Source organism: Dysgonomonas sp. UBA7710, from assembly GCF_002482385.1.
Classification (GTDB): Bacteria; Bacteroidota; Bacteroidia; order Bacteroidales; family Dysgonomonadaceae; genus Dysgonomonas.
Genome location: NZ_DLFW01000019.1, coordinates 41,261 through 56,444, shown reverse-complemented (window position 1 = coordinate 56,444; position 15,184 = coordinate 41,261). Strand labels below are relative to the sequence as shown.

Here is a 15,184-nt window from a genome sequence, read left to right as displayed (position 1 = left end):
TATGCGCTAGCCTTGTCGTGCGTCAGCCTGTGCCGTTAGCTTTATGGAGGGGGTACCCGTAGGATGAAAAGACGAAAAAAACGGAAACGTGTTTGAGCTGATCGGCTGATTCGGATTATACAATATTTCCAGCGAGTTTTTCCGTTTCGTCTTTTAGTCCGTTACGGGTCGGCCTTTGAAGCGGGGCGCTAAAGCGTTTTTGGTTCCTTTTGCGGCTTTGGGCAAAAGGAACACAAGCAATCTCTGATTGCGCGTAGCATTAAAAAATCCAACATTTTTATATTACAATAATCACTTCAACTACTCATTGGCATTAATAATGAAAGATGAAAACTCAAGATGGCTTTTAAGATAAAAAATTTGATAACTTCTAATAAAAAAGAGAAAATGATACGATATATATTTATAACAACCGCGCTGTTGACTCTTAACATCCAGTCACCCGCGCAAAGCGTCTCGCTCGATTTTCCGCACTTTGCGGGGCAGGAGTACCACTTCTGGGCCTTCCGCGGAGAAAAGCGGGACACTATCGCTTCGGGCAAGCTCGACGAACACGGGAGGGGCAAACTCGTCTTACCCGACCGTATGAAAGGACACCGGGGTATGACGCAATGGATGCTCGTAAACGGCGGAGGACTGGATATTATCTTTGCCGGAGAGGAAAGTTTCTCCGTTTCCTGTCCCGAAGCAGAACCTTCGGAAGAAAGCATAACTTATACAGGCTCACGTGAAAACGTGTACCTGTACCCGCGTTTCCGCCGCCAGCAGGATATACTCGGAAAGGCGGACGCCATGCGCATCGCTGCGGAAGCATATAACGACAATCCCGAATTACTGTCCTTCTTTGACACAGAACTACAGAAACAAGCGAGGGCGTACAACCGCCTGCAGGAAGAAACAGCCGTAAATGGCTTGTATGCCGCCCGCTTCGCTCAAATAGCGGACATCAGCAGGGGATTGCCTCCGGTATTCACCGCCGACCAACAGCTCACGGACAGCCTGATGAAAGACTTCATCCTGAACAAACTGGATATGGAGACACTCTATACTTCGGGACACTGGGACAATGTATTGCAACAGTTTACAGACCGCTATACCTACGATGAAAAAGTTCAGGGACAGTTTATCCCCGATGCTATACGCCTGCTCAACCGCACGCAGTCCGGCGAAGCCTATGCGGCGTTAGCGGAAAACGTCATTATCGCCTGCGAAAAGCAGAACTGGTATGACCGGGAGATAGAGCTGGCCTTTTTCCTGCTGAACGACGACAGGATAAAACAGCCGGAGGGAAAGACCGCCGCGCTCTATACCCTTCTGAAAGTCCGCAAAGGCGGCAAAGCTCCGGCACTGACGCAGGGGACGCTCCCCGCTACAAAGACCATACTCGCCTTCTACGATTCGGGTTGCGGCACCTGTACGGGACAGATGGGACGGCTGGCGGAAATGTACCCACGGTTGAAAGCACAGGGCTATGAAGTGGTTTCGCTTTCGTCCGATTCCGATAAAGGCGCATTCGACGCCTATGCGGAAAATCTGCCGTGGGAAAGCAAGTATTGCGATCTTGAAGGTTATGCGGGAAAGGATTTCCGTAACTACGGCATAATGGGTACGCCCACCTTCTATTTACTTGATGCGGAGGGCATCATTCAGGGACGGTACGCGCAAGTGGAGGATATTCCGGGAGCAGGCGAATAGGCCGAACCTGAAGAGTCTTTCCTTTACAGGTATCCGGTGATGTATTGACAACAGGTAAAAACAGTGATAATTCACTATTGACTACATAAATTCTTTTATATTCCTTTGTAATGTATCAGGCAGAAAGCAAAAAACAGATATCCGTCCGATAACAAATAAATATTTGAAGAAATCTTTGTATTCATATACAATAATATAAAACAGATAAATCTTGGAAGCAAGACCCATAAAAGAACAGGATGAGGACGGCCACGGCCGCTTTTATTGTAACGGTAAATACAAATCATTATTTATTCATACCCGTTATATAAAGTAGTCTATATATCACACAACCTGATATTATAGAATCTGCTTCATATATTTAATACTTCGCAGACTGCTACCACTTGTGAAAGCCGTACAGTCTTTTTTAAATTCGATTTCCTCGCCTTTTATTCAATAGGACATTCCATTGTATAAGATTTACTCTGAACATCAGCTAAAACGGTCAAAAAGAAACTAAAAATGAACCCAAATGAAGATACTAATAAAATATATTCTGTTAAAATTAAAACAAATTCTTAGTTAATTCAAAGAAAATTCAAAATCGAGTATTCAATTTGCATTGTATTTTGTTGCTAGACTGCTATAGAGTTATTTACTTGATTTTCATCTAACGAACGGATTCGGAATATATTTTCCAAGTGTCTTTTATATATTTATCGTCTATATATATTTTGAGTCTGTTCGGGATGACTCCATGGGCATGTTAGTGTTAAAGAAAGCCTGTCGGGATGACAGGCTTCTTTTTGTTGTAAAAATCTCAAAAAAATCTACGGATCTTTATTACCCGTAGACTCCAACAGACTCATTAACAAAACGATACACTAAGAAAGTCTATTTTACAGGTAATTATCAATTAGCATTTTATTCATATTTAAGGGAAACATTATCAGTATTTAAATTTCTTTTAAACGCGCCAAAGCCGGCACCGTGTTAATAGTCTTTTTTACAGCGGACAGAATACAATTCTGTTTCATAATGTGTATTATTAAACACATCTGCATCCAGATCATCCAAGTTCCTATATCTAAATCCACTGCCATACAGAGGACTGCACGTAAAAAAATTCGCTTCTTCCCCATAGTCATTATTACTTCCGGCTCTGAGATTAATATATCCGGTCAACAATACGGAAAACCCACCCTGTTTTGCAGAAAAACTCAAGCCATCCGGAAACACACCTCCGAGGACAGCACATTGAGATTTCATCGCCTTGCCATGTGCATCTGAAGGACCGCCCGGCGGACGGGGACCATAAAAATTATATTCCCAGGCAGAATTCCATGGTATGCTATTATTGAAAGCCTCGCGTTGCGCCTTAGTATATTGACTGTACTTCTCCGCATTTTGATAGATTTCTTTTTCCAGTTGATTCCACTCCCTATCGCTGGGAACATGCCAACCATCAGGACATATGCCCTGCAATTTTCCATCCTTAGCCCCGGGTGCGCTTTCCAGTGCCGATACGCTTTCGACCTCTTTATCGCCCGGTACAGAACTTCCGTTTGATTGACTGCGGTCTTCATTATTGCCAATCCAGTATCCGCTTGTGGCTGCAGGAAAACTGTATAGCAGACCTTGTTGGCGTTGCCATGTCGAAGGAGGATTACCATTGTCTGCCGGGGTACCATTGGGATAATAATAGCTTTTCGTCGTATTTGTATCAGCATTTGTACTTAGAACGATACCGCTTGCGGAAGGAGGGATATACCGCAGGTTTTCCAGAAACCACTGTCCTGCCGCACCGAAGTTCCCAGTCAGGTATTGTTCACTATCACGGGTATCGGTCATATATTCCACGCCGGCACCCACTGCTCCGTTTCCTCCATTTCCACCGGATAAGGGCTGCCACTGAGTTCCATCCCATACATAAACACCTTTTGGTATTCCGTTACAGGCATCTTCATAAACATTATATACTGTCAGGCCTATATGCCGGGAGTTTTCAGCACCATCGTATCCGTTCGTAAACATCGGAGAAAGTTTATTCTGATCGGAAAGCTTTACCCTTGGCAGCATCATTCCTTTTTTCGAATTTTCCGTGCCGTCATTCCTTTGCTCTTCTTTTAAGTCCAGCAGGGCGCCATGCACAGGTTCTATTCCCGCACCGATTGTTATCTGTCCGGATATCCGCCCTGCATAAAGCATTAAGGATAACATCACTAATAATGTTGTTAACCAGCAACTTGCAGCATTCTTCACTTTTTGAACTTGATTGTTATATAGGGCAGGTATTATGTTACGGTGCATTCTGTAATGGTTTCCTGCCTCTATTGTGTCTCCTGTCGGATCATCAGAAGAAAAAATTAATTTACAGGTAATTTCGATCTGTTGGCTCTCTTTCATGATAATAGTTTTGTTTATTTAGTGTTTTTCAAGCCTTTCCGGACAAATAAATCTTTATTATCAAAAGAATAGCGACATCAATAAGTCGTGTTCGTTTGATTTCATTATTAGATATACCCGCAAAAATATTTAGAAATTTTGAATTTTTCAACAGAGGCATAAGACAGGATTTTAACCTTTGGTTGTCACTTATTACAAATTAACATATTTATCTCTGTATATCAGATATATATACAAAACACTCCTGAAATAATCCTTCATGCCCGCAAGTCAAAAACAGTGATAATTCACTATTGTTTTTTATTTACTCTTATTCTTACTTTGCAGTCAATTACATTACAAAGCTAAGTTTAAAGAACACAAAAATGAGAAATTATGCAATAATCCTATCCGTAATGTTTTTTCTTTGCGGATTTTCCCTTAACGCTCAGGTTACGATAGGCATGGGGGAAGCACCCACTGACGGTGCACTACTACAACTCAAGGAAAGCGAAGTTACGGACGACGGGCCCAACGCCACCAAAGGGCTTGAATTTCCACGGGTGCAATTAACCAATGAGAATAACCTGTATCCCATGTTTTATGACAATTCAGCTTCCGGTCCTACTCCGGCCTATACACAAAACAAGTCTACATTGGATAAAACCCATTGCGGACTTATAGTATATAATACAAATGGATCAAATCCTTTTCAAAAAGGCCTGTACATATGGAACGGAAGCAAATGGATAGCTGCCGCCTCCGCTCCTGTTACTCCGTGGAGGGAATCCGTTTCCCAAAAAATGATCGATTCGGAGAATAGCGGTATCTACAGGACAGGAAATGTAACTATCGGTACAACGCACGCCAAAACGGAGGACATCATTAATGAGGCTGCCCTCCATGTGGCATCGGCAAGTAAAGGAGTACTGCTTCCGAAGGTTGACCTGAAAAGCGCGACGGATATAGAAACACTCGGAAAACAAACGGGGGAGAAACTGTCCGAAGGGTTGCTGGTGTACAACACCGGAAATACGCTGAAACCTCAGGGGTATATGCACTGGAGCGGAACGGAATGGAGACTGATCAGCAATGTATCATCAGCTACTCCCCGGATAAACAACTGGTTTTATATGCCGCCTATTGCCTTTGCTACCGATCAGGATAAGAAGGGAGTAGAGGTAAATCTCTATAATGAATACATAAAGCAATTCGTAAACATAGACCCAAAAAAAAGAAGTACCGGCGCACCTTCGAGCATTCCTTATATCCCCGCCGCCGATCAGTTATACTATTACATTACATACGCTGATCCGGCTGTATTCACAATCAATAGCATCAGTGATAAGGGTGTAATGAATTATGATGTTACGGCCGCCGCCACGGAAGCCTCTTATATAAACATTGTATTTGTTTTGAAATAAACCGGCGGTAAAATAAAAACGATGACAAGGATATTGAAAATAATTGATAATCAATTAATACCCCGAGTCGGATAAACAAAGAAATATGAGTTCATTAATTTATATATTATATAAAATTCTGCAAAACGGGAAACGTCTGTTTACTGTTTTGCTTTTGTTTTGCATAGCGTTTACCGCTAAAGCTCAGCTGATGGCTCCGGCAGGCATCGATCCATCTTCTGCTCCTTTGAGATTATGGCTAAGGGCCGATATATTGGATATAGCAGGGTCAGCTACTCCTGCCAATGGCGGAAATGTAAACTTATGGAGGGATGCAAGTCTAAAAAGCAAGGCTGCTTATCATCCATACTCGAATACGGCACAGCAAAAAGCGCCGTTATACAAAGCCAATAGCTGGAGTATGAATTTCTATCCTTCCGTATATTTTGACCGGGTAGAGAATTCATATTTACGGTATTTGAGTACTTCAACCGGAATCATGACCAAGAAGTCACCAGATCAGTTTACAGCCTTTGTTGTCGCAAATGTTGATTTCGCACCGGTGCCGAAAGCAGATGGGCAAAGCTGTGTTTATTTTATGGGATTTGGTACTGAAGATGCTTTCACCGCTAATACTAACGGTAATAGCGGTGGTGACAACCGGCGCGGTCCTGCATTCGGGATGACTGGCGGACGTTGGGGAAATGAAGCCGATAGCGGTGGAAAAGGCCGTTTTTATAGTTATAACACAGGAAACAACTTTGATGGCAAAGAGGAGCTTTTCGCGGCAGGATCGACTACAATAGCGGTGTATCAGGTGAGCAAAAAAAATTATATCCAATATGAAGCCGATGCGCATGTGGAACAGGTAACCAAAAGTTCCAGCAGTCTATTAAATCACGACAAAATTACTATGAACGAGAAAAGTATGGTTGGAACAGGAAGCCGTCCTGCGCGTAACGTAATCGGGGATATTGCAGAGATAATCATCTACGAAGGGCTTTTAACGAAAGACCAGAAGGATAAAGTCTACACTTATCTGGCTATGAAATACGGAATTACTCTTGGCGGGGCCGTTACTGCAGGAAGCAAACCGGAGGGATTCAATTATAAGTTTTCAGAGGGGGGGTATTTCTGGTTAGGAAAATCTCTCCAGGTCTATAAAGATTATCATTATGATGTGGCTTCCATATTTACCGATAGAATCAGCCTCATTTCTAATACTAAAAGTCGTTCTACTGCCGAAGATAACTTTATAACCATTGGTTTAAGAGACCCTTTGGAAGAATTACCGGATCAGGTCGCTATCGCATGGGGACATAATGGCGGTTCTGTAAAGAAAAAGACTGTGCCGGCCGCCAGATGCGCGCCATACCAGTATGATTTCGACAGGATATGGATGATAGACCGTGCCCTGACCTTAGGCGAAGATAATTCAAAGAAAGAGCTGGTACTGAAAGCTTCTGCAGAAAAAGGAAAATCCGAGATATATCCTTTCGAGGGTAAAGGCTGGGATACATACCTGCTGATAGCCAAAAACGAAACGAATGCGAAAAATAAAAACTGGAATCTGGTAATACCAGCAACTATACAGTTTGACTATGATAACGGAATATGGGAGCAGGTATTCAATTTCGAACTTGATGAGAATGTCAGCACCCTCTACTTTTCAATCGGTGGTACGGAAAACGAATCAGCCTGCGCCGAGTGCAAATTTACAGGAGTAGACGATTTACTGATGACCAGAAAAAAGGTGGATGGTAAGAATTGGTCTGTTAATCTAGCTAAAAGTGGGACAACAACAACGACTCTACGCAATATGCCATCCGCAAAGGGACTAATCTCGATGGATGCGGAATTCAAGGCGGAAAACGGAGTATCGTTGAGGATAGACGCGCCTTCGAAGCACGACAAAACACATCCCGTGCACCTGAGGGCGAATGGTGCCGCCAATGCTATATCGTCCATAAAATATACATTCAGCCAACCCTCCAATGTAGAGTTTTCGATAGGGGATATCGATTTCAACGAATACGTGAATATATACGGCTATTGTGAGGTAGGCGGCAGCATAACGCGCCCCAAAGAAGTAACACAACCCCCTCTGAAAGGTTTAGATAAACTCTGGGGCTACACATACAAGATAAATAATGTAAGTGAATTTTACGGAACCGGAGCGGCCTCAATAGGCAGGGGTAAGCCCCGGGGGAAGGTGTCGGTCAGCTTCGGAAAAGCCGTGAGGGTGGTCGTAATAGAATATTCCAGTACAAAAAGCGGAGACAGATGGCTCGACCTCTTCCCGCTATCCTTCTCCTGTCCGCCGCAGTTGCCCCCGCCTAACGATGCTGGCTACGCCTTCCAGAAGAGAGGGCCACGGGAACTCGATATCTGCGAAACCGCGGATTATACCTTTACTATCATGAATGCCAATGTGGATTGCGGCCGTGAACCTGTCCACTTCAAAGATTATCTGCCTGAGGGAATGTACTGGATTCCCGGCTCGCTGATAATAGACGGTGAAGCCCTCGATGCCAGCCAACCGATTGTTATGCAAGACCGGATGCTCGACCTCAGCATGCTCATTCGTGGTTCGGGTTTCAAGACAACGTTTAAGGCGCAGGCGGCATTTACCGATGATGCGCTAAGCAACCGCGATTACTATAACGGATCGTTAACGACGAATCCGGCGAATGGCGAATCATACGCTAAAATTACTTATACCCGCAAAGATAACGGGAATGAAGGTACATTACATGCTACCGACGCTTATTATACTTCGGGGACAGACCGGCGGACAAAGACGGAAGTAAAAGGAACAAAATCATATAAGAATATCATTACATCGATGGAATTCAAGCCGTCGGAATGCTTCAGGCAAAATCAGGAAATAGAAGTCAAAGTGAAGATACATAATCCTAACCGGGCGATACAAAGTGACGCAAATAACCAACTGTATTTTGAAAGCTATTTCAATGAAAATTGTACATATAAACCTAACTCGTTGAAAATAGACGGGAATCCGGTAAGCGATACGGCCTCGGGTGTGACCATAGGTACAGGAGACGACAACGGGCTTATAACGCTCGAAGGCGTGTCCGGATTCAGCCTGCCGGCCGGAGGCGATGTTGAAATATCTTATGTGATTCAGGTTCCGGGGAAAGATGCTCTGACTTACGTGACTATAAACAATAGGAAAGAATATGACGATCTGGGAATCGGTCACGTATTGAGCATGATAACTGATGATATTTGTTTGCAAAACGCATTCCTTAATGCATTGGGTGAGTATGCCATCGGCTATTGTAATTCGAAGGGAACCATCATCTCCAACAGGATGATACCTTCCAGATTGAAATAAACAAGGAACTATTTTTCATCAGGAATTGAGGTTCCTGATGAATATTCCCTATAAAAACTAATAACCAACTACATAACCATAAATCAATCACTTTAATAGAAAACAGATGAAGAAAAAGTATCTCCTAGCGTTAATCATCGCTGTTCTGTCGTTCCCGGCTTGCGAACAGGACATAGAGCAGGAAAGCAGTATCCAAGACAGTCCGGATTCCCGGCCCGTTGTTTCGGTAGAAAACAAGAGGGGCGGAAAAGATGGCGTCAGTTATACCCTTAACGGGGTGTCCATGATTTCGGACATTGTATCCCTGACCGAAAAAAACGTTATCTTCAACAGCACGGCAGAAGAAATATCGGAAGGAATGTTCAGCCTATCGGATGTTTCTCCGGAACTGGCCGTTTCCCTAAAGAAGGATAATATCCTGTATATCCGATCGGGACAATATACAGGCTTAAAGAAAATCACCGGCATCAAAGCAGACGGTCCGGGTATTTTTCATCTGGAGACTACCCGCGCCCAACTGGGTGAAGTCTTTCAAGGGGGAACCATCGATGTATCCGTCGACTTGTATAAGGCGAGTATCGCGCAGAAAAAATCGAATCTGAAGTCGGTCAGGGCTTATTCATGCGAAATAATGGACCTGCAGGATGAATACGACCTGGGTAACGGATTTAAATTCAATCCCGCGACGAATATCAGCATGACTTACACCTTCAGAATGGCTTTCTCCAAAACACAGGTACTACCGTCCGAGATAGTGAATACCTTCGAAGTACAGCTTGCCCTTAATCCGGCTCTAAGCTTTGCGGAGTCACTCAACCATACAGGCAATTACGAACTGTCTCAATACATACCGCAGGCATTGCTGGATTATATCAAATCTCAGAGTTTCGATTTCAAAATACCGATTAATACACTGGGTATCGACTCATTGGCCGCTACGCTGAAAGTAAAAGACATCAAAATACCGCTTCGCATAGAGGCGAATCTGTCTGACCAGAGCACACTGTCTTATGGACTGAACGGAAACTACAAGATAGGCTATTCCGTAGCAATCAACGGGTTGAAGCCGACAGTAACTCCTATTTATGAAAATAATCTTGCTGCAACTAACCCTTCCATGTCCGATACATACGGAGAACTATTGACCAGCACAACAATAGACATCACACCCGATATTTCCATTCTGGACGGGGCTTACTCGGTGAATGGAACCTTATCTATGGAAAACAGGACCAGTACTTACGGCCATATCAGCCTGCCGGGAAAAGAGCCTGTCTTCGGATCTAAAGGCGTGAATATAACCAAACTGATAGCGAACCTCGACCTTATATTACTCAAGATACCGGTAACTATTATCAATACTGAAGAAGAATTGTGGAATATCGGTACAATCGTTAAGCCGGTCATATACTCCGATCTGAAATACTCACTGCCTGCATCTTACACGGACGACTATGGTGTTTTGGGCAATATTGTCCAAGTTGGAAGTTTCAAGCGAACTTACAAGAATACAGATTTTTCGCTAAATTATAAGTATCCGATCCTTGGCAAGAAGATTCCTGAAGAATTGACTATCAGTTATGATATTTACGCAGAAAACGGAACTACAAAGCTGACTTCCGTAAAAGACGCAGTTATCCGCCCTACAGAGATTACGTCAAACAGTTTCAAATTCAAACAGGATATTCTCTTTTCCGGAGAAACCTCTTACGAAAAGGTTGGAGAAGAGAGAGTGAAAATAGGCTTTTTCTATATTACGGTGCCGGTCTATGGAAATGTGAGCCGATGCCAGTCGAAGAGCTATCTCAAGAATATCGTTATCCAAGACAATAACGGATACGTGTATGAAGGTATCTTCAACACGGCGAGAAATATTGTAGAAAACAGCATTCAGATAAACAGACCGTAAAAAACGTCAGACAATCGATTATAAAAAACGAGCCGGATTGAACCCGGCCCGTTTTTCTTTATAAAATACCAATTGATATTGTAACCTTGCGGTACTATTTCCATATCTATTCAAAATCAATATCCCATATTCCACATACTTTTTCCAGATTAACTAAAGAAGAGGCATACTTTTTCATTGTCTCCAGATATTGCTCCTGTACCTCATTATAACTACGCTGCGCAATCAGCACTTCCAATATGTTGGTCTCACCTCGTTTGTATTTATATACTATACCATCGAGTACCTTTCGTGACTCTTCGAGCAAGCCTGATTCATACTGACTCAATTGCTTCTTAATCGCTTCAAATTGATAAAACGCCTGAGAAACTTCCGTTTGAATTTGCAGAAGAGCATTATCTATTTCATATTTGCTCTGTTCCGTAAAATAATTCGCAACTTTTATCGCTCCTTTATTAAAATTTGAGAATTTGAGAGGGATCGATATTCCGACAGTCATCATATTACGTGTGGGGAAAAATCCACGCCAATCCCTTTCATATCCTGCGGTCACACCTAAGTCTATCCAACGCTCCGAACGAGCCAGACGAAGCTGATTTATGGCAATTTCACTGTTTTTGTGGGCAGCCATAAGATCAATCCTGCTATCGGAAGCTGTGGTAATCAACTCGGATAGCACAAAATTACGGTTCAACTCATTCCATTTACCAACAGGGATATTCAACGTATCTACCGTAGCACCCATATATTGGTTCAGCACAACCAATGCCGATTTATATTCTGCTTTCTGGCCGTATATTTCATTCAATAAGGAGACTGCTTCGAGTTTCGACTGACGTGCATCATTTTCTGTAATCTCACCCATACGAAAACGTAAACTATCCGAACGGCTGAGCTGGAGCATATACTCATACGAACTCCGTTTTACATTCAGAAGTTCACGCTGATAAATCGCATTGAGAAAAGCCTCGGCTGCTTCAGCACGCAATTCCTGGAAAAAGTGCTCCAATGCTAATTTCGATAACTCAGCTTCGCTTTTGGCTACCCTTACTCTGGCACCTCGTTTGTTTCCTAACTCAAGCGTATAACCCAATCCAACTTTATAAACATCTTCGGAAGCTTCGAAAGTCAATTCCGGATCGGGCATCACTTTGGCTACTATTACTCCGGCATCTGCAATTTTAACATTGTATTTCTCTATCAGCAAACTCAAATTATTTCTACCGACACTATTCAGATAGTGCCCGAATTGAATTGATTGAACGGGAGAATTATCAGTCAAAATATTTTGCGCTTGAATACGCACAATGTTTCCTGTTAGCAGAAAGGTCGTAAAAAATATGATTAATTTATTCATTTTCATTTTTCTTCATTTTTAGGATTTTCACTTTCGATTCCACCAAATAGTAAAAAACAGGTAGGGCGAATAGCGTAATAATTGTCGAAAACATCAGACCGTAAACAATTACTGTTGCCAATGGACGCTGCACATCCGATCCAATACCCGTTGCCAACGATGCAGGCAATAATCCTAATATGGCAACCGTAGCAGTCATCAGAATTGGGCGAAAGCGGTGTCGAGCCCCATTGATTACTGCATTACGCAGCCTCATGCCCTCTTTACGCAAATTATTAATGTGAGAGATCATAATAACGCCATTCTGTATAGCAACACCAAATAAAGCTATAAATCCTACTGCTGAAGATACATTAAGGGTCATTCCTCGCACATTCAGCGCCAGCATCCCACCGAAAACAGCCAACGGAACAATGCATAATACCAGTCCTGCCTGCCGGAATTTTCCGAATGCGGCATAAAGCAGAATGAACATAATAGAAAGTGCTAATGGGATTATCATTGCCAGTCGTGAATAGGCACGATTTTGGTTCTCAAACTGCCCGCCCCATTTAATATGGTAGTTATGATGGTCGTACTCCACATTTTTCTCAATTGCTGTTTGCGCCTCATTAAGGAACGATGACAGGTCGCGTCCGCGCAGATTCAGTTTTACAGTCAGATGGCGTTTATTCATCTCACGTGTTATGGTACTTTCTCCAGTGCTTAAACTTATATCTGCTACCTGCGATAAAGGGATTTTCGCTCCTGTAGCCGAAGTGAGCATCAATCCTGCAATCTTCTCGGGAGAGTTACGCGATTCTTCCCTATATTTGCAAGTAATATCGTAAACCCTGTCACCCTTAAAAATCTGCGAAATAGCTTTACCTCCGATAGCAATTTCAATCAGATCGCTCACGTCCGAGATATTAAGCCCATAGCGGGCAATAGCATCCCGATCCATATGTATCTGCAATTGGGGCAAAGGAGGTTCCTGATCTATATCCAAATCGACAGCTCCACGCACCTGTTCAAGCGTTGACAGCAATTCTTCAGCTATACGGCGGGTTTCCCTAAAATCCTCTCCGTACACCTTCACAACCAACTCGCTATGCGCTCCCGAGATTTTATCCATTACTCCATCGATCATCGGCTGACTGAAACCTACCCTGAAACCAGGCAAGGATTCATACTCGGCTGCAAGCTCCTCAATCAGGTCGTTTTTGGTTTTACCCCCCGGCCACTCACTATATGGTTTTATACCGACTGAAACCTCGAAATGCGATGGAGTAAAAGGGTCTGTCCCATCGTCGTTGCGTCCTGCTTGCACGGCGATATAGGTAACTTCCGAATATTTCATCGTGCGTTGGCGTAATGTATCGGAAAGTTCCCGTGATTTTTCCACCGTAATACCGGGAGGTAGATTCACTTGCAACCAGATTGATCCCTCATCCAGAGAAGGTAAAAAATCTTTACCTACCGATATGGTCAATCCGATAGCTCCCACAAATATAACTACCACGGTTATAATTATCTTCTTCGGTTTCTTAACAAGCCGTTCAATTGCAGACGAATATGTCTGTGTTAATTTTTCCAACCACTTGTTATGGTAAATTTTTTGAGGTTTTCTATAAATTACAAAACCTAATCCCGGAATAAGAAACAGCGCGACAAGCAGAGCTCCAATCAGAGCATATCCCACCGTGAATGCCATAGGGGTGAATAGCTTTTGTTCTACGCGCTCAAAAGCAAACAATGGCATATAAGCCAATATAATGATAACGGTGGCGAAAAGGATTGGTTTGGCTACCATTTGAACGCGCCTGGCAATTGAAATCTCTTCGAGCGGTTCGTCCGGATGGTCTTCACGTTTTTTTAATATAGTCTCCATCATTACAATGGCTCCGTCGACTATGATACCGAAGTCTATCGCCCCAAGTGACAACAAGTTTGCCGGAATATTGGTCAGATGCATCATTATGAAAGCGAACAGCAACGACAACGGTATGGTTACAGCCACCAGCAAAGCTCCCCGCCAGCTTCCAAGAAATACAATAAGCACCACGATTACCAGCAACATACCTTCGAGCAGGGTATGCGAAACGGTATTCAGGGTTGTGTTTACGAGCTCTGTACGATCAAGAAAAACATGAATATGCGCTCCCTCGGGAAGGATTTCATTATTCAACTCTTCAACAGCAGCATGTATTCCATCCAATACTTTCGAAGGATTTTCGTGTTTGAGCAACAATACGATCCCTTCAATGCTTTCGGAGTATTCACGGATACGGTCAGTATAACCGAAAACACCTTTTCGTTCGAGATTACCATACTTCAATTTTCCTAAATCGTTGAGGAAAATGGGAACCCCTTTTTCTGAACTAACTACAATTTTTCCAAGATCGGACAGGTCGGAGATCAGGCCGATACCACGTACCACATATCCCAGATCGCCCCGGTTCAGTACACTTCCTCCCACATTCGAGTTATTGTTTTCAATTGCATCTACCACGTCGCTCAGCGCAAGATGGTATTGCTCTAACTTTTGCGGATCTATCTCTACCTGATATTGCGTTGTTATTCCTCCGAAATTACTCACATCAGCGACTCCGGGAACCTGTTTAATCCGTGGAATAATCACCCAGTTTTGCATATCAGTGAGTTCACGCAATGAATGTTGGTCGCTCTCGATAATATAGCGATAAATTTCGCCCGTAGGCGAAGTCAGAGGGTCGAGTTCAGCAACGGCTCCATAAGGCAAGTCTACCTCATTTATACGCTCCTGTACCCGCTGACGACTCCAATAATCCTCAATACCATCTTCGAAAACGATCGTAATCATTGACAATCCGAAGGTGCTCTTGCTTCGCATTACGTGCATTCCGGGCAAACCGTTCAATGCCCGTTCGATGGGGATAGTAATCTGTTGCTCAACCTCTTCGGCTGCCAGTCCCGGCACTTGTGTCACGACCTGTGATGTCACGTCGGCAATATCGGGATAGGCCTCTACAGATAGCTGTTTCCAGGAATAATAACCAAAAACGGAAATCAGAACAAACAACGCGGCAATAATCCATCGTTTTTGTATGGATAATAACATCAAATTCTTTTTCATG

7 protein-coding genes are annotated in these 15,184 nt (G+C 43.2%); 4 read left to right on the top strand and 3 right to left on the bottom strand.

Annotation, left to right across the window (positions count from 1 at the left end; translation table 11 throughout):
* Positions 1 to 387 precede the first annotated feature (387 nt).
* Positions 388 to 1,695, top strand: coding sequence for a peroxiredoxin family protein (locus tag B3317_RS06055; protein ID WP_291109626.1), 1,308 nt, complete (start codon positions 388 to 390; stop codon positions 1,693 to 1,695).
* Positions 1,696 to 2,670: 975 nt separating this feature from the next.
* Here the strand turns inward: B3317_RS06055 and B3317_RS06050 are convergent.
* Positions 2,671 to 4,083, bottom strand: coding sequence for an FISUMP domain-containing protein (locus tag B3317_RS06050; protein WP_291109624.1), 1,413 nt, complete (start codon positions 4,081 to 4,083; stop codon positions 2,671 to 2,673).
* Between the two features lie 365 nt (positions 4,084 to 4,448).
* Between B3317_RS06050 and B3317_RS06045 the strand changes: the two genes are divergently transcribed.
* From B3317_RS06045 to B3317_RS06035, 3 genes are all read left to right on the top strand, one after another.
* Positions 4,449 to 5,486 carry a hypothetical protein gene (locus B3317_RS06045; RefSeq protein ID WP_291109622.1) on the top strand — a complete coding sequence of 346 codons (1,038 nt, stop codon included), beginning with the start codon at positions 4,449 to 4,451 and terminating at the stop codon, positions 5,484 to 5,486.
* 85 nt (positions 5,487 to 5,571) lie between these two features.
* Positions 5,572 to 8,823: a hypothetical protein gene (locus B3317_RS06040; RefSeq protein WP_291109620.1), complete on the top strand. Its 3,252-nt coding sequence runs from the start codon at positions 5,572 to 5,574 to the stop codon at positions 8,821 to 8,823.
* A 106-nt stretch (positions 8,824 to 8,929) separates the two neighbouring features.
* Entirely contained in the window at positions 8,930 to 10,732 is a 1,803-nt protein-coding gene (locus tag B3317_RS06035; RefSeq protein ID WP_291109618.1) for a hypothetical protein, read from the top strand.
* Positions 10,733 to 10,838: 106 nt separating this feature from the next.
* Here B3317_RS06035 and B3317_RS06030 read toward each other — a convergent pair whose 3' ends face one another.
* Positions 10,839 to 12,095 (bottom strand): TolC family protein, encoded by a 1,257-nt coding sequence (locus B3317_RS06030; protein ID WP_291109616.1) that lies wholly within the window; start codon positions 12,093 to 12,095, stop codon positions 10,839 to 10,841.
* The gene (locus B3317_RS06025; RefSeq protein ID WP_291109614.1) at positions 12,082 to 15,183 is read right to left on the bottom strand and encodes an efflux RND transporter permease subunit; all 3,102 of its coding nucleotides are present in this window, start codon (positions 15,181 to 15,183) and stop codon (positions 12,082 to 12,084) included. The genes B3317_RS06030 and B3317_RS06025 overlap by 14 nt, the downstream gene beginning before the upstream one ends.
* Between the last annotated feature and the right edge of the window lies 1 nt (position 15,184).

Coding starts and splice junctions, on each gene's coding strand:
- B3317_RS06055 (WP_291109626.1), top strand. CDS start 388: ATGATACGATATATATTTATAACAACCGCGCTGTTGACTCTTAACATC.
- B3317_RS06050 (WP_291109624.1), bottom strand. CDS start 4,083: ATGAAAGAGAGCCAACAGATCGAAATTACCTGTAAATTAATTTTTTCT.
- B3317_RS06045 (WP_291109622.1), top strand. CDS start 4,449: ATGAGAAATTATGCAATAATCCTATCCGTAATGTTTTTTCTTTGCGGA.
- B3317_RS06040 (WP_291109620.1), top strand. CDS start 5,572: ATGAGTTCATTAATTTATATATTATATAAAATTCTGCAAAACGGGAAA.
- B3317_RS06035 (WP_291109618.1), top strand. CDS start 8,930: ATGAAGAAAAAGTATCTCCTAGCGTTAATCATCGCTGTTCTGTCGTTC.
- B3317_RS06030 (WP_291109616.1), bottom strand. CDS start 12,095: ATGAAAATGAATAAATTAATCATATTTTTTACGACCTTTCTGCTAACA.
- B3317_RS06025 (WP_291109614.1), bottom strand. CDS start 15,183: ATGAAAAAGAATTTGATGTTATTATCCATACAAAAACGATGGATTATT.